At 70.5% G+C, this 20,939-nt stretch carries 16 protein-coding genes; 10 read left to right on the top strand and 6 right to left on the bottom strand.

Features of this window, described 5'->3' with window-relative positions; translation table 11 throughout:
* Nucleotides 1-5: 5 nt before the first annotated feature.
* Genes ACPYN4_RS07750 through ACPYN4_RS07730 form a run of 5 tightly spaced genes read left to right on the top strand, consistent with a single transcriptional unit; the run spans nucleotide 6 to nucleotide 7,175 of the window.
* Entirely contained in the window at nucleotides 6-1,757 is a 1,752-nt protein-coding gene (locus ACPYN4_RS07750; RefSeq protein ID WP_281652245.1) for an ABC transporter transmembrane domain-containing protein, read from the top strand.
* Complete coding sequence (locus tag ACPYN4_RS07745; RefSeq protein WP_424446050.1) at nucleotides 1,754-3,541, top strand: ABC transporter ATP-binding protein; 1,788 nt, start codon at nucleotides 1,754-1,756, stop codon at nucleotides 3,539-3,541. The genes ACPYN4_RS07750 and ACPYN4_RS07745 overlap by 4 nt, the downstream gene beginning before the upstream one ends.
* Nucleotides 3,534-6,497: an alpha-mannosidase gene (locus ACPYN4_RS07740; RefSeq protein ID WP_281652247.1), complete on the top strand. Its 2,964-nt coding sequence runs from the start codon at nucleotides 3,534-3,536 to the stop codon at nucleotides 6,495-6,497. Before ACPYN4_RS07745 ends, ACPYN4_RS07740 begins: the two co-directional genes overlap by 8 nt.
* 31 nt (nucleotides 6,498-6,528) lie before the next feature.
* Nucleotides 6,529-6,780 carry a type II toxin-antitoxin system Phd/YefM family antitoxin gene (locus ACPYN4_RS07735; protein ID WP_281652248.1) on the top strand — a complete coding sequence of 84 codons (252 nt, stop codon included), beginning with the start codon at nucleotides 6,529-6,531 and terminating at the stop codon, nucleotides 6,778-6,780.
* Nucleotides 6,777-7,175 carry a type II toxin-antitoxin system VapC family toxin gene (locus tag ACPYN4_RS07730; RefSeq protein ID WP_281652249.1) on the top strand — a complete coding sequence of 133 codons (399 nt, stop codon included), beginning with the start codon at nucleotides 6,777-6,779 and terminating at the stop codon, nucleotides 7,173-7,175. The genes ACPYN4_RS07735 and ACPYN4_RS07730 overlap by 4 nt, the downstream gene beginning before the upstream one ends.
* Before the next feature lie 18 nt (nucleotides 7,176-7,193).
* Here the strand turns inward: ACPYN4_RS07730 and ACPYN4_RS07725 are convergent, their stop codons facing one another.
* The 4 genes from ACPYN4_RS07725 to ACPYN4_RS07710 are packed head-to-tail and all read right to left on the bottom strand — an operon-like array spanning nucleotide 7,194 to nucleotide 11,440.
* Nucleotides 7,194-8,015 carry a TrmH family RNA methyltransferase gene (locus tag ACPYN4_RS07725; protein ID WP_281652250.1) on the bottom strand — a complete coding sequence of 274 codons (822 nt, stop codon included), beginning with the start codon at nucleotides 8,013-8,015 and terminating at the stop codon, nucleotides 7,194-7,196.
* A gap of 41 nt (nucleotides 8,016-8,056) precedes the next feature.
* Nucleotides 8,057-9,193 carry a Gfo/Idh/MocA family protein gene (locus ACPYN4_RS07720; protein ID WP_281652251.1) on the bottom strand — a complete coding sequence of 379 codons (1,137 nt, stop codon included), beginning with the start codon at nucleotides 9,191-9,193 and terminating at the stop codon, nucleotides 8,057-8,059.
* Nucleotides 9,190-10,296, bottom strand: coding sequence for a DUF4185 domain-containing protein (locus tag ACPYN4_RS07715; RefSeq protein WP_281652252.1), 1,107 nt, complete (start codon nucleotides 10,294-10,296; stop codon nucleotides 9,190-9,192). The genes ACPYN4_RS07720 and ACPYN4_RS07715 overlap by 4 nt, the downstream gene beginning before the upstream one ends.
* Nucleotide 10,297: 1 nt before the next feature.
* Nucleotides 10,298-11,440, bottom strand: coding sequence for a glycoside hydrolase family 172 protein (locus tag ACPYN4_RS07710; protein WP_281652253.1), 1,143 nt, complete (start codon nucleotides 11,438-11,440; stop codon nucleotides 10,298-10,300).
* Between the two features lie 149 nt (nucleotides 11,441-11,589).
* Between ACPYN4_RS07710 and ACPYN4_RS07705 the strand changes: the two genes are divergently transcribed.
* The 5 genes from ACPYN4_RS07705 (at nucleotide 11,590) to rbsD (ending at nucleotide 18,759) form a co-directional block, all read left to right on the top strand.
* Nucleotides 11,590-12,576: a LacI family DNA-binding transcriptional regulator gene (locus tag ACPYN4_RS07705; RefSeq protein WP_281652254.1), complete on the top strand. Its 987-nt coding sequence runs from the start codon at nucleotides 11,590-11,592 to the stop codon at nucleotides 12,574-12,576.
* Between the two features lie 109 nt (nucleotides 12,577-12,685).
* Nucleotides 12,686-14,173 carry an FGGY-family carbohydrate kinase gene (locus ACPYN4_RS07700; protein WP_281652255.1) on the top strand — a complete coding sequence of 496 codons (1,488 nt, stop codon included), beginning with the start codon at nucleotides 12,686-12,688 and terminating at the stop codon, nucleotides 14,171-14,173.
* Entirely contained in the window at nucleotides 14,170-16,716 is a 2,547-nt protein-coding gene (locus ACPYN4_RS07695; protein ID WP_281652256.1) for a GH116 family glycosyl-hydrolase, read from the top strand. The genes ACPYN4_RS07700 and ACPYN4_RS07695 overlap by 4 nt, the downstream gene beginning before the upstream one ends.
* Nucleotides 16,713-18,344, top strand: coding sequence for a fucose isomerase (locus ACPYN4_RS07690; RefSeq protein ID WP_281652257.1), 1,632 nt, complete (start codon nucleotides 16,713-16,715; stop codon nucleotides 18,342-18,344). Before ACPYN4_RS07695 ends, ACPYN4_RS07690 begins: the two co-directional genes overlap by 4 nt.
* A 1-nt stretch (nucleotide 18,345) precedes the next feature.
* Entirely contained in the window at nucleotides 18,346-18,759 is a 414-nt protein-coding gene (rbsD, locus tag ACPYN4_RS07685; protein WP_281652258.1) for a D-ribose pyranase, read from the top strand.
* 71 nt (nucleotides 18,760-18,830) lie between these two features.
* Here the strand turns inward: rbsD and ACPYN4_RS07680 are convergent, their stop codons facing one another.
* Entirely contained in the window at nucleotides 18,831-20,180 is a 1,350-nt protein-coding gene (locus tag ACPYN4_RS07680; RefSeq protein WP_281652259.1) for a DUF2252 domain-containing protein, read from the bottom strand.
* Between the two features lie 85 nt (nucleotides 20,181-20,265).
* Nucleotides 20,266-20,838 (bottom strand): hypothetical protein, encoded by a 573-nt coding sequence (locus tag ACPYN4_RS07675; protein ID WP_281652260.1) that lies wholly within the window; start codon nucleotides 20,836-20,838, stop codon nucleotides 20,266-20,268.
* Between the last annotated feature and the right edge of the window lie 101 nt (nucleotides 20,839-20,939).

Genomic DNA, 20,939 nt, shown 5'->3' with positions numbered 1-20,939 from the left:
TGACGATGCGCGGCATCCCGGAGCCCTACGAGCCTCCCCCGGACGCCCTGACGCCGACAGGTCTTCTCTGGTGGATCTGTCGGCGTCAGTGGCGTTCCATCGCGGCAGGCACCGGCTACGACATCGTCTGGCTGCTGGGACTCGCCCTCACGCCGTGGGCGATCGGTCGGGTGATCGATCAGGGCATCGTGCCGCAGGATGCCGCCGCGTTCGGCGTCTGGATCGCCGTCGTCATCTGGCTGCAGCTGCAGCACTCGCTCATCCAGGGCCTGCGCGATCGCGCGGGCATCCTGAACTGGCGGCGCGGCTTCTCGCGGGTGAATCAGCTCGTCACCCGAACGGTCGCCCGCAACGGCACGGCCGCAGAGCGCGAGATCCCCGCGGGCGGCGTTGTGACGATGGCGATGTCGGATGCCGCGGCGATCGCGTTCCTGCCGATCATGATCGGCGCGCTCACGGCATCCCTCGTCGCGTACGCCGTGATCGGCTGGCTGCTGCTGCGGGATTCGCCGTTGCTCGGCGCGATCGTCCTGGTCGGCGTTCCGCTCTTCTCCGTCGCGCTCCTGCTTCTGGCGAAGCCGCTGCATCGGCGGCAGCGCGCCTACCGATCAGCGCTCGAGCGCATGAACACCGTCGCGACCGACTCGGTCAGCGGCATCCGGGTGCTCCGCGGCATCGGCGGGGAAAAGCGCTTCCTGCAGCTGTACCGCGAGCGTTCGGCGCAGACGCGAGTGCTCGGCACGCGCGTCGCGTGGCCGCTGTCGGCCGCCGAAGCACTCAAGCTCGTGGTCAGCGGCGTGCTCGTCGTGGGGCTCACCTGGATCGGCGCCCTCCTGGTCGTCCGCGGCCAGCTGCGCGTCGGAGAGCTCGTCGCCTTCTACGGCTACGCGGGATTCATGGTGACGCCCGTCTCGCTCGTCTCTCAGGCCATCACGACGGGCGTGCAGGCGCGCGTCGGCGCGGCGCGAATCGTGGAGCTTCTCGACATCGAGCCGCTCGTCCCGCCGGGACCGGTGACTGCTGCGGCGCCCACCGCCGCGACACCCTCCAACGTGCCAGGGGGCGCCGAGCCCGCCGTCAGCGACGCGCACAGCGGTCTCGACGTCCGGGCGGGCGAGATCCTCGGGATCGTCAGCGCCGATCCCGCTCGCGTCCGGGAGATCGCCGACCGGCTCGCCCGCCTCGTGCCCGACGAGGCCGATCGGCCCGTGCACCTCTATCGAGCCCGGTCCTCGACGCTGCCGCTCGCCGAGGTGCGACGCCGCGTGGTCGTCGCCGACGCCGTCCCCTACCTGTTCTCGGGGACTCTTCGCGCCCTTCTCGACCCCTACGAGCGCCGGAGCGAGCGAGCCCTCCGCGAGGCGCTGGAGGCCGCCGACGCGCGTGACGTTCTCGACGGCGCCGCCGACGGGTTCGCGACCGCCGTCGGCGAGCGCGGGGTGCAGTTCTCGGGCGGCCAGCGTCAGCGACTGGGGGTCGCGCGAGCGCTTCTGACGGATGCCGAGGTGCTCGTCCTGCTCGAACCGACGTCGTCGGTCGACGCCGCGACCGAGGCGCGGATGGCCGCCGGCATCCGTGCCGCTCGCGCGCGGCAGACGACGATCATCGCAACGGTGAGCCCGCTCGTGCTGACCGAGACCGACCGCGTCGCCGTTCTGTCGGACGGCGTCGTCGACAGGTACGGCACTCACCACGAGCTCGTGCACGCCGACCCGCACTATCGCGCGCTCGTCATGCGGGGGGAGGGGCTCACGTGAGCAGTGTGTTCCCGGTGGCATCCGGCGCCGCCGTGCGTCAGCGGATCGGCGGCATCGTTCGGGCGGAGTCGCGCGCCCTCACGCTCATCGTCGCCCTGTTCGCGCTCGCCGCGGTCGCGGGTCTCGTGCCGCCCTGGGTGGTCGGCAGGCTCATCGATCGCCTGATCTCGGGAGCGGATGCGGCCGAGGTGTCGCTCCTGGGGGCGCTCATGATCGCGAGCGTCGCCGCTCAGGCTCTTGCCGTGCTGGTCGCCACCCGGCTCACGATGGTGCTCGGTGAGCGCGTGTTCGCCGAGCTGCGCGAGGACTTCATCGCGGACGTGCTTTACCTGCCGGTGGGCGCGATCGAGGAGGGCGGCACAGGCGAGCTCGTCAACCGCACGACGCAGGACGTCGCGGCCGTGTCATCGACGGTGCGCTTCGCGCTGCCGCAGATCCTGATCGCGTCTGTCACGATCGCGCTGACGGTCGTGGCGGGGTTCGTCGTCTCGCCGCTGATCGCGCCAGTGTTCCTCCTCGCCGCGCCGATCCTGGTGGTGCTGGTGCGGTGGCTGCTGGCGCGCGCCACGCCCGTCTACCTTGCCGAGGGCGCCGCGTACGGCCCGATCTTCGGCGCCGCGAGCGAGACGGTCGCCGGTGCTCGCACGGTCGATGCGTTGAGTCTCGCGGATGCCCGGGATGCCCAGACCGACGAGGCGATCGCGGGCTTCTGGCGCGCTACCGTGCCGGTGATCCACCTGCAGCTGGTGTTCCTACCGTGGTCGAACGTCGCGTTCGCGATTCCCGTGGCGGCCGCCCTCGTGTGGGGTGGCTGGCTTGCGACGCAGGGGATCGTCACGGTCGGCGCGGTCGTGAGCGTCACGCTCTTCGCGACGCAGCTCGTCACGCCGCTCGAGACGCTGATGCGCTGGCTCGACGAGCTGCAGCACGGGTTTGCCGCGTTCGCCCGCGTGCTGGGCGTCTCCGAGCTGCGCGAGGAGCCCGCGGAAGCGGCGGCCGCGCCCACCTCGGCGACGCTCCGCCTCGACGACGTGCGCTTCGGCTACCGCGCCGATCGCGAGGTGCTGCACGGCGTCAGTCTCGAGACCGTTCCCGGGGAGCGGCTCGCGGTTGTCGGCTCATCGGGCGCGGGCAAGTCGACGATCGCGCGGCTGCTCGCGGGCATCGACGCGCCGACGTCGGGTCGGGTGACCGTCGGCGATGTCGACGTCACCGCGCTCGCTCTCGAGGCGCGCCGGCACGAGGTGCTGCTCGTGTCGCAGGAGAGTCATGTCTTCGCGGCATCCGTCGCGGATAACCTCCTGCTGGGGCGTGAGACGGCGACCGACGCCGAGCTGCTCGACGCGCTCGTGCAGGTGGGTGCGGACGCCTGGGTCCAGAGCCTCGAGAACGGCATCGAGACCACGATCGGAGCGGGTGGCGCGGTGCTGTCGGGCGCGCAGGAGCAGCAGCTGGCGCTCGCGCGGATCGTCGTCGCCGACCCGCACACGCTCATCCTCGACGAGGCGACCTCGCTGCTCGATCCGACTGCGGCGCGGGCCGTCGAGTCGGCGCTTGCGGCGGCGCTGCGCGGCCGCACGGTGATCGCGATCGCGCACCGCCTGCACACGGCCTACGACGCCGACCGCGTCGCGGTCGTCGAGGGCGGGCTCATCGTCGAGCTCGGCTCGCACGACGAGCTGCTGCAGGCCGGCGGGCGCTACGCCGCGCTGTGGCACTCGTGGCGCGACGACGGGGCTGCCGACGACGCCCGCGACCCTCACGGAAAGAACGCCGATGCATGACACCGACCGGCTGATCCTCGGCCGTATCACCCGCCTGTACCACGAGCACATCGTGCCGGCTGTCGTCGCCGAATCGATCGACCTCGAGACGACGGCGTGGGTCGCGCCGGGCGAGCCGGTGCCATTCGCCGAGGCGCTCGCGGGAGCGTACGCGCCGCTGCCGGTGGGTGCGCCGTGGGGCGCGCCGTGGGCGACGACGTGGATGCGGGTGGATGCCGCACCACCTGCGGGGTGGCCCGCCGCGGCATCCGTCGTGCTCGAGGTCGACCTCGGGTTCACGCGCAGTGCGCCCGGCTTCCAGGCCGAGGGTCTCGTGTGGGATGCCGGGGGCCGCATCGTCCGCGCCGTCGAGCCCCGCGGATCGCGGGTGCCGCTGACGATAGGCCCCGGCCAGAGCGCGACGCTCTACGTCGAGGCGGCCTCCAACCCCGACATCGGTGGCGAGTGGGGCTTCCGCCCGACGCCGCTCGGTGACCGCGCGACGGCCGGGGATGAGCCACTGTACGTGTTCCGCGGCATCCGTCTGCTGCGCATCGATGACACGGTGTCGGCCCTGGAGCGGGATTGGCACACGCTGCTGGACCTCGCGGGTGTGCTCGATGGGGCATCCACGCGGCGCGCGCGCATCCTGCGTGCGCTGGAGCGGGCGGCCGACGTCGTCGACACCGACGACGTCGCCGAGACGGCGGATGCCGCCCGCGCCGTGCTCGCGCCCGTTCTGGCTGCGCCGGCGGTCACGAGCGCGCACCGGGTCACGGCCGTCGGGCATGCCCACATCGATTCGGCCTGGCTGTGGCCGGTGCGCGAGACCGTCCGCAAGTGCGCGCGCACGTTCTCCAACGTGCTGGCACTGATGGAGCGCTACCCCGACTTCGTCTTCGCCGCCTCCAGTGCCCAGCAGTATGCCTGGATGGAGCAGCACTACCCGGAGCTGTTCGACCGCATCCGGGACCGCGTGCGGGAAGGCCGTTGGATCCCGGTCGGGGGCATGTGGGTCGAATCCGACACGAACATGCCCGGCGGTGAGGCGCTCGCGCGTCAGTTCATCGCCGGCATCGGGTTCTTCGCCGACCGGTTCGGCGTCTCGAGCACCGAAGTGTGGCTGCCCGACTCGTTCGGCTACACGGCGGCGCTGCCGCAGATCGCCGTGGCCGCCGGCATCCATCGTTTCGTCACGCAGAAGACGTCGTGGAACGAGACCAACGGGTTCCCGCACCACACGTTCGACTGGGAGGGCATCGACGGCACTCGCCTGCTCGCGCACCTGCCCCCGGTCGACACGTACGGGTCGGATCTCGGCGCGGTCGACCTCGCCCGCGCCGAACGGCAGAACGCCGAGAAGGGGCTCACCGACCGCTCGATCGTGCCGTTCGGGTACGGCGACGGGGGCGGCGGGCCGACCGCCGAGATGCTCGAGACCGCCCTGCGTACCCGGTCGCTGGAGGGTTCGCCGGTGGTCGAACTCGGCGCGCCCGCCGAGTTCTTCGCGGCCGTCGAGGCTGAGGATGTGCCGCGCGCCACATGGCGCGGCGAGCTGTACCTCGAGTTGCACCGCGGCACCTACACGTCGCAGGCGCGCACCAAGCGCGGCAACCGGCGCTGCGAACACCTGTTGCGCGAAGCGGAGCTGTGGGCGGCGACCGCGACCGTCCGCACCGGCGCACCCTACCCCGCCGCTGCACTGCGCGGAGCGTGGGAGACCGTGCTCCTGCAGCAGTTCCACGACATCCTGCCCGGCTCATCGATCGCGTGGGTGCACCGCGAGGCCGAGCGCGAGTACGCGCGCGTCGAGCAGGTGCTCGAGAGTGTCATCACCGATGCTCTGCAGAGGCTCGGCGAGGGGCCCGATGCCGTGTTCGTGAACGCGGCGCCGGTCGCCGTCGCGGGTGTGTCGCCGATGGCCTCGGGCGTGCCGATACGGGCGCCGCGCACGGCGCGTGCGACCGAGGCGGGGTTCGAGCTCACCACGAGCGACCTGTCCGTTGTGGTCGATCGTCGCGGCGAAGTGGTCTCGTTCGTCTCCGCGGGCCGCGAGTACATTCCGCGCGGGGACAGCGCGAACCGGCTACAGGTGTTCCGCGACACCCCGAACGCCTGGGACGCGTGGGATGTGGATGCCGCGTATCAGCGGATGCCGCTGGATCTCGTCGCCGTCGACGGCGCCGTGCTCGTGGGTGACGAGGTGCACGTCTCACTGCGCGTCGGGGGCTCGACGGTGCGGCAGGTGCTCGCGATCGACGACGCCGGCACCGCCCTCGACATCCGCTCCGACGTCGACTGGCACGAGCGGCAGAAGCTGCTCAAGCTGGCGTTCGCGTTCGACGTGCACGCCGAAGAGAGTCGGAGTGAGATCCAGTTCGGGCACATCGCGCGCCCGATGCACGCGAACACCTCGTGGGACATGGCGCGGTTCGAGATCTCGGGGCACCGCTGGGTGCACGTCGCCGACGCGGGGGCCGGGGTGGCGGTCGCCAACGACCGCATCTACGGGCGTGACGTCAGCCGCCGCACCCGCGCGGACGGCGGAACGACGACGACCGTGCGTGAGTCGTTGCTGAGGGCGCCGCTGTTCCCCGACCCGACCGCCGACCAGGGTGAACACACGTTCCGGCACTCGATCGTCGCAGGGGACGTGTCTGCCGCGATCGCGGCGGGGTACCGGCTGAACCTGCCGCTGCGCGAGGCGGGCGCGGTATCGGTCGACACGCTCATGCGCGTCGACGGGGAGGGCGTCGTCGTCGAGGCGGTCAAGCTCGCCGAAGACGGCTCGGGCGACGTCATCGTGCGTCTCTACGAATCCCTCGGTCGCCGCGCGTCCGCGATCGTCGTGCCGGGCTTCGCCACGACCGGTGCGCGCCGCGTGGATCTGCAGGAGCGACCGATCGATGGGGATGCCGCTCAGCTCGACCTTCGCGCGTTCGAGATCGTGACGTTGCGCTACGCGCGGGAAAAGTAGACAAACGTAGACAAAGAGGTAGGGTGAGGGCATGAAATCCATCACGGTGGGTCAATTGCGCCAGAACCCGACCGAAGCGCTGGCTGCGGTCGGGGCAGGCGAGACCTATCGCATCACCCGCCACAATCGAGAGGTCGGCCGCATCGTGCCGCCGGGAACGGTGACTGCCCTCGTGCCGCCACGGCGGCGCGGACCGGCGCGCACCAGCAGCCTGCCGCCGTTGCAGGTGGAGTCGGCCGACACGGTTGACGCGCTCATCGCCGACATGAAGGGCGACTGGTGACAGAGCACTTCTACCTCGACTCTTCGGTCGCGGTGAGGATCCTCTATGGCGATGTGTCAGCCGCACGGTGGTTCGACGAGGTCACCGGCGACGATGATGCGGTCGTCTTCTCGTCGCGACTGCTGCGAACCGAGCTCACGCGCGTGCTGCGGAGGGATCGAAAGCCACTCGCCTCGCGCGACGAGATCGTCGACTATCTCAGCCTGGTGCCGATCGACGATGTGATCCTGGCGGAAGCCGAGGCGATCGTCCCGCACATCAAGACGCTCGACGCGATCCACCTGGCATCCCTGATCCACACCGGGATCGACGCGACCGTCGTCACGCACGACGACACGATGCGCGCGGTCGCCGAGACGATCGGATTCCGCGTGTTCGATCCGGTCGCGGCGTGATCGCAAGCGGGTTGCGGCTCAGCGGCGTCCGCGCTGGCGGGCCGCTTCGTAGAGCGTCACGGTTGCGGCGCTCGCCGCGTTCAGCGAGCTTGCCGCACCCCCGATCGGAATCCGGGCCATGAGGTCGCACGACTCGCGCCACCCAGCGCTGAGCCCGGCGGTCTCGTTGCCGATCACGAGCAGCGTCGGCACGGTGAGGTCGACGTCGGCGATCTCTACGGAGCCGTGCTCGTCGGTACCGACGATGGCGAACTCCACCCCCGAGCGCCGGTGACCGTCGACCCACGCGAGCACCTCGCGGTGCGAAGCGACCCGAACCGTCGGCACTGCGAACAGCGATCCCGTCGTCGCGCGCACCGCTTTGGGGTCGTACGGGTCGGCCGCGTGACCGGTGACGATCAACCCCGCTCCGCCGAACGCGTCGATCGACCGGATCATCGTCCCGATGTTGCCCGGCACCGACGGGCGGTCGAAGACGACGCCGAGAAAGCCCGGACCGACCGGGATGCGCGTGAGGTCGTCCGGCGGAAGTTCGACGACGGCGACGAGTTCGGCGGCATCCTCATCCTTCTCGCTCAGCGCCCGTAGCAGATCGGGCGTCAGCGAGACCCGCTCGCCACCGACCCGGTCCAGGACCTCGCGTGCCCACGTTGACGGCGTGCGGCTCTGGTCGTACAGCAGTGCGCGCACCGTCCAGCCGTGCTCGATCGCCAGCGAGATGGGCCGCACCCCCTGCACGAGGAACTCGCCGAGCCGAAGCCGCTTGTTGCGGTTGTGCAGCAGCGCCTCCCACTGCTGGAACCGCGCGTTGGACCGCGAGATCCGCGTCACACCGCTCACCTCACCGCTCCCTTCGACCGTGTCGAATCTACCGGCCACGCTCAGAAGCGCGGGATCGTGAGCATCCGACCCCCGCGCAGGGCGGAGTGATGTGCAACGATGCCGGGGGCGGTGATGGATGCCGCCCGAGCAGCCCCGATCGCGCTCTCGCGTCCGCCGGTGACCGCGGAGACGAACTCACGCACGAGGTGCGGATGCGATCCGCCGTGCCACGCGTGCACCGGAAGCGTCGGACGATCCCCGGGCGGCTGATACACGCCCGGTCGCACGTACGCCCGCAACTCCGGCGGGAGCGCGTCGACGCGGTCGGGCACGTCGATCTCGTCTCGCGAGATGGGGCGCCCGCGACGGGCGCCGTCCTGCGGGCCCGCCGTGTAGATGACGGCCCGCTCGCCTTCGACCGACGGCCACTCCAGCGCCCCCATGTCGCCGTACACGTTGAACCCTTCGGTGTACGCCCGCGCGTTCTCGAAGAACGACAGCGTCACCTGTGCGGCCAGCGGCGTCTCGCCGTCCAGCTGGAACAGGGCTGTCTCGAGCGGGAACGGGTTCGACCCGTCACCGCGGTGCGAGGGAAGGAGCTCGCCCGATCCGAGACACGCGACGCTCTCGGCGTGGGCGTTCGCGAGGCCCAGGATCGGCGCGACGATGTGGGTCGCGTACTGCATCGGCGCGTAACCCATCCAATACGGCGGAAAGCCGTCCAGATCCTGCATGTGCGCACCGCTCAGGTACGTGATCCGCCCGAGCGCGCCCGAGTCGCGCAGGTGCAGGGCGTGCAGGTACTCGCGCTGATAGAGCGCGGTCTCCATCATCATGTAGCAGCCGGCGGCGGATGCCGTGGCGTCCCGCACCCGGGCGATCCCGTCCAGGCTCGTCGCCATCGGCACCGCGCTCGCGCACGATCGTCCGCTTTCGAGCACCGCCAGGGTCTGCTCGACGTGGAAGCGGACAGGCGACAAGAGGTGCACGGCATCCCACCGTCCGCTTGTGAGCGCGTCGTCGAGGCTCGCGTACTCGCCGTCGAGCCCGTAGGCATCGACGACCTCGCGGCGCACGAGCGCGTCGGGCTCGACAAGACCCACGGCGCCGACAGCGGGGTGGGACTGATACAGGTGCAGGAAATCCCGGCCGAACCCGGCACCCACCACGAGCACATCGATCATGGCGATGGTCATCCCTTCGGTTCCAGCTGCAGTTCGCGCAGCCCGAACCAGTACGAGGTCATGCCGGCCGGGGCGCAGGGACAGACGTTGGACTGCACCCATCCCGTCCGGTTGTCGGCGGAGAGGTACTTCGAGGGCAGCGTGGTCGCATACCCGCCGTGCCGAGCGTCGGTCCACGGGTAGACGCCGAAGTCTTCGGACAGCAACGGCGTCCACGGCCCCCACGGTGCCGGTGCCTGGTGGAACTCGAAGGTGTACTCGCTCCACGACGTGTAGACGTACCGGTCGAGCTTCGGCAGGTAGGTGACGCCGCCCTGCGAGACGAGGCTCAGCTCGTGTGCGCGGCGCTCGTCGATGAGCACGGGACGCTTTTGCGCGATGTCGTCCGTCCACGTGGGCTCGTCGTCGCCCGGTTCACCCGCGTAGTACTCCCACGTCGACGCGTCCTGCACGGATGCCACCGGCACGCGCGCGAGGAAGAGCTCGGTGGGGTCGGCGACGGAGTCGTCGAACGAGTCGCGCCAGTTGCCGTCGAGCCCGTACGCGTAGGCGTAGGCGGCGTCGGGCGCGTCGGCGGCATCCTTCCCGTAGTCGAGGAAGAACACGGTCGTGAAGACGCCGCCCGAGAACATCGGGGACCTGGCATCCCACATCCAGGTCGCGCCGTGGTCGTCGCTGCGGGCGATCGTCGCCGCGGGGGCCGCGTTGAAGTCGTGGCGTAGGTCTTGCACGGCGAGATAGAGGATGCCGCCGACGCACAGCATTCCGGTCGGCTTGCGCGTGAAGTCGCCTCCCGACCACACCTGACCGAGCTGATCTCCGTAGGCGAGCGCTTCGCCGGCGAGGTCGCCCGATGCCGGGGTGCCCGTGATGCGGTTCATCACGATGTCGCTCGTCTTCGAGCCGAATCCTGCGCCGTCGCCGTTGGCTGCGTAGAGCGCGTCGTCATCAGACCAGCAGCTGGGCCACAGGTCACCGTCCGAGACGCCGACCGCCGTGTTCTTCTCGGCGACGGATGCCGTGAGCGGTCCGTGCGGCGCACCGTCCGCTGAGCACCCGGAGATCAGCAGCGCCGCGCTCGCCGCGAGGACAGCCGCTGCGCGGCCGCGGCGCACGTCAGTCCTGCGGCGCGCGCGGAGGCGTCGAGCCGATGTCGGGAACCGGAGCGGTTCCTAGGTGGACCTCCAGGTCGTCGGCGCTCGGGGTCTTCGGGCGCCGCGCCGTCGGGCGGTCGAGGTAGAACAGCGCGGTCGAGGCGATGTCGTCGCGCAGCGGCAGGTAGCGCCAGCCGCTGCGCCATCCGAGCGCCTGGATATCGATCTTCGGCAGCCCCGTCGCGAAGTGGATGGGGTCGAGCAGGTGCCAGCGGTACATGCCGAAGCGCTGCTGCGAGACGTAGAGGCCGTCGGGGCGGATGACCTGCGGCATCCCGAGGTACGGCGTCGAGAACGCGGTGTAGCCCTGCCCGGGGATGTCGAAGTTCCACGCACCGCCGAAGTAGTCCTCCGTGCCGGTGCCGCAGATGGTGGGGTAGTCGGTGTCGCCGTCGAGGTAGAACTTGATCTCGCCCTCGCCCCACCATCCGTTGGAGTTCACTCCCCACGCGATGTAGGTGCCGACGTACTGGCCGGCGCCTTCGATCCCCTCGAGGATCGTGTGCGGCACGAGCTCATCGAGCGGGTTGGAGCGCCGCCACTGCGCGTGGAAGTATCCGTCGCCCGTGTAGTCGCCGCCGATCTCGTAGGTCACCTGGTAGTAGATGCGCACGTCGACGACGGAGGTGTTCTCGATGGTCAGGCGCGCGCCGTCACGGAACGGCATCGGCCAGTAGGAGTTGAACCCGCCGTGCGGGTTGGCGGCGATCGCCTGGGAGTTCACCTGTGCGAACACGCCCCATCCATTGCAGAAGAAGTCGCCGTAGGGGACCTCGACGGCGGGCTCGTCCGAGCCGTCCCAGTAGGCGCGCAGCAGGAGCGTGCGCCAGTTGTCGGTGTGCGTCGTGATCCAGATGTGCGTGATCTTGCCGGCGCCCGCGATGTTCGCGAGCTCGAACGTCTCACCCGCTTTCACGTCGACCGAGGGCGAGATCTTCCAGCCCGGCCCCAGGTCGCGCGCACACGAGGCTCCGGTGCCCTCGGTTGCCCGTCCGCCGCCGCCGACGGCGCCGTCGAAGTTCTCCGGCGAGATGGATCGTGTCTGGATGCCGGGGCGCAGCGAAGCGATCGACGAGAGGTCGGGCGAGGGGACGGGTGCGGGCATCGCGGATACTTCCTCGTGGTCGGATGCGATCTATTCGTCGGTGGAATCGATTTCACCACCGCTGTCCTCACTGTATGGTGGCATCACGAAAGATGTCAACGCGCGCCGGCGCACCGACGTCATCGCGCACACCGCGCGAAAGGAGACCAATGGCGACGATCTACGAGGTCGCGAAACTGGCGGGCGTCTCGCCCGCCACGGTCTCCCGCGTGTTCAACGGCATGGGTGTGTCGACCGAGCGCGCCGCGGCGGTGCGCGCGGCCGCAGCCGAGCTGAGCTTCACCCCCAACCGCACGGCGCGAACGCTGCGCAAGCAGGAATCCGAGGTCATCGCCCTCGTCATCCCCGACATCGAGAACCCCTACTTCACCGAGATGGCGCGCGGTGTCGAGGATGTCGCGAGCGAGGCGGGCTACTCCGTCGTGCTGTGCAACTCCGACTCCCAGCTCGACAAGGAGGCGACCTACCTGCAGATCGCGATCTCCGAGCACATGGCGGGGGTCATCCTGGCGGCCTCGAGCGACCACACGAACCTCGACCTGCTGCTCGCGACCGGGCGGCCCGTCGTCGCCGTCGACCGCGGAACCGGCTACGACATCGACGGCGTCATGATGTCGAATCGCCCGGCGGGGCAGGCGGCGACCGAGAACCTCGTCCAGGCCGGCTACCGCCGGATCGCCTGCATCACCGGCCCGCAGGAGATCGAGACCGCGCAGGAGCGCGCGCAGGGCTGGCGCTCGGTCATCCTGCGGAACTTCCCCGGCGCCGACGTGGAAGAGCTTCTGCGTTACACGACGTTCCGGGTCGACGGCGGGCGTGATGTCATGGAAGAGCTGCTCGCTCTGCCCGAGCCTCCGGATGCCGTCGTCGCCGCCAACAACCTGCTGGGCGTCGGGGCGATCCAGGTGCTCACCGAGCACGGGCTGACGCCGCCTACCTTCGGGGTCGCGGTCGTCGGCTCCCTGCCGTTCACGACGCTCTCGCCCTCCGCGGTCACCGTCGTGCGGCTGCCTGCGCGGCACATGGGTGTCACCGCGGCCAAGATGCTGCTCGAGCGCATTGCCGGCGACGACCAGCCGGCGCGCACGATCGTGCTGCGCAACGAAGTCCAGCCCGCGCGCGTGCCCACCCGCTGACGCGAGAGCCGTTTCACGACGGTTTCACCGGTCGCGCCGATGTCGTCTGTTGCTCGTGAAATCGATTTCGTCTAGAGTTGTCGCGTTCGGTCGCGATCAAGGAGGACGCATGACTGTGCGAGCCACGCTCGGCGTCGACGTAGGCACGTCGAGTACGAAAGGCGTGCTCGTCGCCGACGACGGGGCCATCCTGGCCACCGCGACCCGGGCTCACGAGGTCTCCCGTCCCCACAGTGGATGGGTCGAGATGGATGCCGACGTGTGGTGGTCCGAGTTCGTCGCTCTCTCGCGTGAGCTGCTCTCCGCAGTGCCGGATGCCGCGGTCACCGCGGTCGGGGTGAGCGGGATGGGACCGTGCGTCCTGCTCGCCGACGAAGGCGACCGGCCCGTCCGCCCCGCCATCCTCTACGGCGTCGACACGCGCGCCACTGAGCAGGGGGCGCGCATGACCGCCGAACTCGGCGAGGACGAGGTCGTCCGCATCGGCGGCTCGCGCCTCACGTCTCAGGCGGGCGGACCCAAGGTCGTATGGATCGCCGACGAGGAGCCCGACGCGTACGCCCGTGCGCGTCGTCTGTTCATGCCGGCCTCGTGGCTCGGGCGTCACCTGACCGGCGCGTACACGCTCGACCACCAGTCCGCCAGTCAGATGAGCCCCCTCTACGACGTCGAGCGCGAGGCTTGGGACGACGACCTCTGGGCACGGTACGCCCCCGGGATCGAACAGCCCCAACTGGCCTGGGCGGGCGATGTCGCCGGCGCGGTGACCGCCGACGCGGCTGCCGAGACCGGCATCCCCGCCGGGACGCCCGTCATCACCGGAACGATCGACGCGTGGTCGGAGGCGGTGAGCGTCGGCGCCCACGAGGTCGGCGACCTCATGCTGATGTACGGCACGACGATGTTCCTCGTCGCGACGGGCGACGAGACGCTACGCACGCCCTCGATGTGGACGACCGTCGGGGCCTTCCCCGGAACGCGGAACCTCGCTGGCGGCCTCGCGACCTCGGGCGCGCTGACGGCGTGGCTGAAAGACCTGACCGGTGCCGACTACCCGACGCTTCTCGCCGAAGCGCAGGATGCCGGTCCGGGCGCCGACGGACTCGTCATGCTTCCGTACTTCGCGGGCGAGCGCACGCCGATCCTCGACCCCGACGCGCGCGGCGTCGTTGCGGGGCTCACGCTCTCGCACACGCGCGGACACCTGTATCGGGCGGCGCTCGAGGCCACCGCCATGGGGGTGCGTCACAACGTCGAGACCATGCGGGCGGCGGGCGCCGACATCCGCCGTATCGTCGCGGTCGGTGGGGGCACGCAGGGTGACCTCTGGCTGCAGATCGTGTCGGATGTGACGGGTCTCGTCCAGGAAGTCCCCTCGACCACGATCGGCGCGAGCTACGGGGCTGCGTTCCTCGCGGCATCCACCGTGCTCGGCGCGGCACGCATCGACGTGTGGAATCCGGTCGTCCGCCGCATCGAGCCGCGCGCGGAGACGACCGCGTTCTACGACGAGCTGTTCGCGCAGTACCTCGGCCTCTACGCGAGCACGCGGCAGCTCGCGCACGAGCTCGCGGACAGGCAGCGGGAGGCCTCGTGAGCGCCGCGAACAGCCCCCGCCGTGCGCGCGGGATCCCGCACACCGCCGAACGCGCTGCCTTCCCGCTCGGCGGAATCGGCACGGGCAACGTGTCGCTGGGCGCCCGCGGCGAACTGCGCGACTGGGAGCTCGAGAACCTGCCCGACAAAGGCCGCATCAACCCGTACTCGTTCTTCGCGATCCACGCGAAGCCAGCAGGCGGGGCGGCTGTCGCCCGCGTGCTCGAAGCGCGGATGACCGGGCGCCACGACTGGGACGCGGGGTACGCTTTCGACCGGCTCGCGGGTCTTCCGCGCCTCGCGGGCGCGACGATGCACGGCGAGTACCCGGTCGTCGACATCGACTTCTTCGACGACGTGCTGCCCGTGCAGGTGTCGCTACGGGCGTTCACCCCGCTCGTGCCCCTCGATGCCGATGCCTCCGGCATCCCCGCCGCCGTCCTGCGCTATTCGGTGACAAACCCGGCCGACGTTCCCGTCGCCGTGACGATCGCGGGATCCCTCACGCACACTGCGGGCCGCGGCGAAGGTCCGTTCGGCATGCGCGCGGCGCAGACGGTCGCCTGGCGCGACGAGGGCGACGTGCGCGGGCTCGATTTCGGCGTCGCGCTTCCGAGCGACGACTTCGGCTACGGCACGATGTCACTCACGACGACCGACCCCTCGACGACGGTCAAGCCGCAGTGGGCGGTCGGTTTCTGGCCCGACGGCGCGCGACTGTTCTGGACCGACTTCAGCGACGACGGACTGCTCGCACCCGAGCCGCGCGCCACCCTCGAAGATCGTCCGCGTGGGCTCTTCGCCGACTCCGACACCGGCGGCGAGCTCACCGAGGAGCAGCTCTTCGAGAAGCTCCCGAGGCTGCGGACCGGATCCCTCGGCATCGTGCACGAGCTCGCGCCGGGTGAGACGCGCACGTTCGAGTTCGTGCTCTCGTGGAGCTTCCCGAACCGTCACCGCGGCTGGCTCGGCCACATCATCTTCGACGACCCGCACGGCGGCGAGGTGGTGCGCAACCGTTATGCGACGCTGTGGCCGGATGCCTGGGCCGCCGCCGCCGATCTGCACGCGCGCCTCCCGCAGCTCGAGGCGTCGACGACCGCGTTCGTCGACGCGCTCTACGGCGGCGGCCTCGACCCCGTCGTCGCGGATGCCGTCGGCGCGAACATCGCCGCCGCGCGCTCGACCACGTGCTTCGTCGTCGAGACGCCGAACCCCGCCCTCGGCGAGGGCCCGGTCTTCCTCGCGTGGGAAGGGTCCTTCGATCGCGGCGGGTCGTGCGAGGGCACGTGCACCCACGTCTGGTCGTACGCGCAGACGGTGGCGTGGCTCTTCCCCGAGCTCGAGCGATCGGCGCGGCGGGTCGAGTTCCTGCTCGAGACCGACGACGACGGGGCGCAGAAGTTCCGCTCGAACCGGGTGTTCGAAGCACCCGCGTGGTTCATGACCCCCGCCGTCGACGGGCAGCTCGGGACGTTCCTCCGCCTCCACCGTGAGTGGCGATTCTCCGGCGACGACGCCTTCCTGCGGGAGCTCTGGCCCGCAGCCGTGCGCACGCTCGCGCACGCGATCCGCGAGTGGGATCGCGACGGCGACGGACTCATCGACGGTGAGCTGCACAACACGTACGACATCGAGTTCCACGGCATCGATCCGCTCGCGAACTCGATGTTCCTCGCGGCGCTGCGCGCGGGCATCCGGATGGCGGAGCACCTCGGCGACGCCGCGCTCGCCGCCGACTGGCGCGCGCGCGCCGACACCGTAGCCGAGGCGATGGACCGCCTGCTCTACAACGGCGAGTACTACCGGCAGGTCATCGACGACGTCGATGCGCATCGGTACCAGTACGGCGAGGGCGTGCTGTCCGACCAGCTGCTCGGACAGTTCCACGCCTACCTCGGCGGGCTCGGCGATCTGCTGCCGCGCGAACATCTGCGCAGCGCGCTGGTCGCGATCGTGCGCCACAACCTGCGCGAGGACCTCACGACGCACGAGAGCACGCAGCGCGTGTACGCGCTGAACGACGAGGGCGGTCTGCTCCTGGCATCCTGGCCGCGCGGCGGGCGCCCCGTCATCCCGTTCGTCTACTCCGACGAGGTGTGGACCGGCGTTGAGCACCAGGTCGCGACGACCCTGGCCTTCGCGGGTCTTCGCGACGAGGCGCTGCACGTCGAACGGGTGCTTCGCGCGCGGTACGACGGTGGCGCGCGCAGCCCGTGGAACGAGATCGAGTGTGGCAACCACTACGCCCGCTCGCTGGCGTCGTGGGGGCTTCTCCTCGCCTTCAGCGGAGCGCAGTGGGACGGTGCGACGCGCGAGCTGTCGTTCGACCCGGCATCCGATGGCACCTTCCTCTTCACGACCGGCGACGGATGGGGCACCGCCGCGATCACCGGCGACGAGATCGCGCTCACGCTCCTCGGCGGGCGACTCGACCTCGACCGACTCGTCCTGCGGGGGCATCACGCCTCCGGCTCTGCGCACCTCCTCCCCGGCGACACCGTGCGGGGCACCACCGACCACACACCCCAGGAGACACCATGACCTACACCCTCCCGACGGTCGCGGAGCGGCCGGCATCCGCCCCTCACACCGCCTACCTCATCACCTCGGGGGACCTCCGCGAGTCGGCGAACGTCGCGGGCTGGCCCGTGCAGGTCGAGCTCGAGGCGGCCGTCACCGGTGCTCTCGAGGGCCTCGGATGGCAGGTCATCCGGCCCTTCGGCGTCGACCCCGCAACCGGGCACGGCTACATCTCGAGCCAGCGGATGGGCCTCGAGGTCTTCCAGAGCATCCCTGTCGACGCGCCGCTGGTCGTCGCGATCTCGAACTGGCAGTACTCGCACCACGTGCTCGCGGGGCTGCGCACGCACGAGGGCCCGATCCTCACGGTCGCGAACTTCGCGCCCGACTGGCCGGGCCTGGTGGGCCTGCTGAACCTCAACGCGAGCCTCACCAAGATGGGCAAGGACTACGCGACCATCTGGTCGGTCGACTTCGACGACGAGTGGTTCGCGAAGGGTCTCGCGGAGTGGTCCGAGACGGGCCGCATCACGCACGACGCGTCGCACGTGCGCGCCCTGCCGGCCCTGCCCGACAGCCCCGAGAAGCAGCTCGGCGAAGCCCTCGGCGACCAGCTGCTCACCGACAAGGCCATCATCGGAGTCTTCGACGAGGGCTGCATGGGCATGTACAACGCGATCTTCGACGACGAGCTGCTGAACCCGCTCGGCATCTACAAAGAACGGCTGTCGCAGTCTGCCCTCTTCGCGGAGATGCGCGTCGTGCCCGACGCCGACGCCGACGCCGCCTACGACTGGCTGACGGGTCACGGCATGACCTTCGTCTACGGCGAGGATGCCGCGACCGAGCTCACCCGCGAGCAGGTGCAGTGGCAGCTGAAGATGTACATCGCGGCCCTCCGCATCGCGGACGATTTCGGACTGGATGCCGTCGGCATCCAGTACCAGCAGGGTCTGAAGGATGTCGTGCCGGCATCCGATCTCGCCGAGGGCATCCTGAACTCGACCGAGCGGCCCCCGGTGTTCTCGCGCGACGGCAAGCGCGAACTGCACGCGGGCCGCGCGTTCCCGCACTTCAACGAGGTCGACGAGGGGGTGGCGGTCGACGCGCTCATCACCGATCGGGTCTGGACGGCGATGGGCCTCGTGCCCGACAACACGCTGCACGACGTGCGCTGGGGCGAGGAGTTCGACGGCGAGTTCGTGTGGGTGTACGAGATCTCGGGCTCCGTGCCCGCGTCGCATCTCGGCGGCTGGGACAAGGCCGAGGGCTGGCGGCAGGGGCACGTGTTCTTCCCCGCCGGCGGCGCGACGATCAACGGGGTCTCCAAGCCCGGCGAGGTCGTGCTCTCGCGGGTGTTCATCGAGGACGGCATCCTGCAGGCGGATGTGTTCCGTGGGACAGTCGTCGAGCTGCCCGAGGCGGAGACCCAGCGCCGCAAGAGCGCGACGAACCCCGAGTGGCCCATCGCACACGTCGTCCTGCACGGCATCACGCGCGACCAGTTCATGGCCCGCCACAAGGCGAACCACGCGCAGGTCGTCTACGCGCCGGATGCCGAGACCGCCGACAAGGCGCTCATCGCGAAGGCCGCGATGTTCGACCGCATCGGCATCAAGGTGAACCTCGCCGGCGTCGTGAACGTCTGACATGCGTCGCCTCGACGGTGCGCCGGGCATTCTGCACCCGGACCTCGCGCGCACGATCACGGCGACAGGCCACACGGACCTCATCGTCGTGACGGATGCCGGGTTGCCGATCCCACTCGATGTGGAACGCATCGACCTGGCGCTGCGCCCCGGCATCCCGTCGTTCGTCGACGTGCTGGATGCGGTGCTGGCCGAGCTCCAGGTCGAGGGCGCGACGGCGGCGGAGGAGATGGCGCGCGAGAACCCCGACGTGTTCGCCGTGCTGGCGGAGCGGCTTGCGGCCATCGGCGTCGAGGTTCGGCTCGTGCCGCACCTCGAGTTCAAGGCGCTGTCGCAGGGCGCGCGGGCGTTCGTGCGCTCGGGGGAGTTCACCCCGTTCGCGAACGTGATCCTGCACGCCGGCGTGCCTTACTGACCCCGGTTGCCAGCTCGTGCGCGAATGGATGCCCGATACCCGCACGAACTGGCAACCGAACCGAGCGCGGTCTACCCCGCTGCGGCGACGAACGCGTCGTAGTCGGCGCGCGAGAGCGCCGCGTACGCGTACGACCACTCGACGATCGCCTCGGTGACGGCCTTGGCGTCGCCGATGTAGCCGACGACCTGCCCCGCCGTCGGCGACTGGCCGTGGGCGCGCGCGAGCACGGCCGCGCACGCCTTGGCGTACAGGCGGAAGGTCGCGTCATCGAGCGTCTCGGCGTCGATGCCGCCCTTCATGTCGCGGAACTGACGCACGTAGTAGTCGTGCGACGTCCCGCGGAAGTGCCCGAGGAGCGGATCCGACACCCCCTGCAGAATGCGCTGCAACGCGACGACGCGGCCGCCCTCGCCGGTCTGCGCGACGAACTCGGTGATCTCGGGCGACTGCGGGCATCCGCCGTATTCGACGAGGACGCTGCGCCCCGCCTCCTTCGTCTGCATGAGCAGGGCGCTGCCGTCGCGGGCGACCAGGACCGTCACGTAGCAGCGCGTGCCGACGCTGCCCACGCCGACGACCCGGCGCACCGTGTCGGTCGCCGTGTAGTGCGAGACGAGCAGGCGGATGTCGGCGCGCGTCGTCGCGAGGTACTCGTGGAGTGAGCTGGTGACGCGCGCCTCGAGCTCGGGGCCGATGTGGGTCATCGTCGGGGGCTCTTCGACGAACCTCCGCCGGCCGTCCTCGCCCAGCACCGTGAGCTTGCGGGTCGCCTTCTCGCCCGTGCGCTTCTGCGCGCTCGCGATCGCGGCCCGGAGGGTGCGCCGGGCGTCCTTGCTGCCCGAGCGCAGCCCGCCGGCCGCGTCGAAGTGCTGGTAGTAGCGCTCGATGGGCGGCGCGAGCTGGCCCTGCCGCAGCGCCGTCGCGTACTGGCGCACGGCCGCCTCGGCGGCATCCCGCGTCACGGCGTCATCGCGCGCCGTGGCCTGACCGGCGACGACGATGCTCGCGACGAGGCGCTTGACGTCCCACTCCCACGGCGCCCACGCCGCTTCGTCGAAGTCGTTGAGGTCGAACACGAGCGTCCGCTGCGGCGACGCGTAGAACCCGAAGTTCGCGACATGCGCGTCGCCGCAAGACGCGACCTGGATGCCGGAGCTCGGGCCCGCGGCGAGGTCGGCGGCCATAAGCGCCGCCGTGCCGCGGTAGAACGCGAACGCGCTCGCCGCCATGCGCTCGGCGCGCAGCGGCACGAGATCGGGAAGGCGCGTCTCGTTCTGCGCGGCGAGGATGCCGAGGGGATCGCGGCCGCTCGTGGCGAGCTGAGACAGCGCGCGCCGCGGCGCGCGTCGGCGCTGCGTGCGCCCGGCGGCGCGCTCGTCAGCCGCGGTCGGTTGCGGGGAGGAATCGGACGTCGTCATGCCGCCCATCCTGGCACCGTCGGCGCACCGTCGGCATGCGCCGTGAGGGTGCCACGGTACCCCGAGTGGGCCCGCGAGGCGGTGGTCATTGGGGGACGTCCGCGAGGGGGTTGCGCCTCCGGGCTCGGCCCATCGGGGTGGGTTTGACGACGTTGCCGTTCTCGTCGAGGTAGACCCGCCAGGACCTCGGTACCAGGCGTAGCCAGCCGAGCAGGATGCGGGCGACGATGAGGCCCCCAATCGCGAGGATCACGACGAAGATGCTCTCGGTTCCCCAGTTAGGGATGTCTGGCGACGCAAGCCCACCGACCACACGGGGCACCGTCGCGACGAGGACACCGACGGCCGTAATCAGCTGATTGAACCTGCCCGCGACGCCCGGGCGGCGCAGCGGCACCGGAAGGGTGACGATGACCCACGCGGCGAGGAGTACGACGGGCACCCACGCGAGCCAGAGTTGCGTGTCCCACAGCGTGAAGTCGCCTTCCGTGTAGAGGCCCTGTGCCTCCAACCACGTGCCCGTCGTGAGTCCGTGCACGAAGGCCGCGACGAGCTGCGCGATCACGGGGATCAGCAAACACAGCACGATTGACGCGATCAGGGCGTAGTCGATCCGGATCGACAGGCGCTCGATCCGGTCGCGGGTGGCAGGACTCACCGATCCATCCTGGCATCCAGCACCTTGTCCGCGAGTGCCAGATCGGCGGGCTTGATCTCGATGGGGAGAGCTCCCCGCCCGACGCGCGGCGCGGACCCGGG

Source organism: Microbacterium sp. CH-015 (assembly GCF_049707015.1).
GTDB lineage: Bacteria > Actinomycetota > Actinomycetes > Actinomycetales > Microbacteriaceae > Microbacterium > Microbacterium aurum.
The sequence above is the reverse complement of the archived record's forward strand: the minus strand, read 5'-3'. Positions and strand labels throughout refer to the sequence as shown.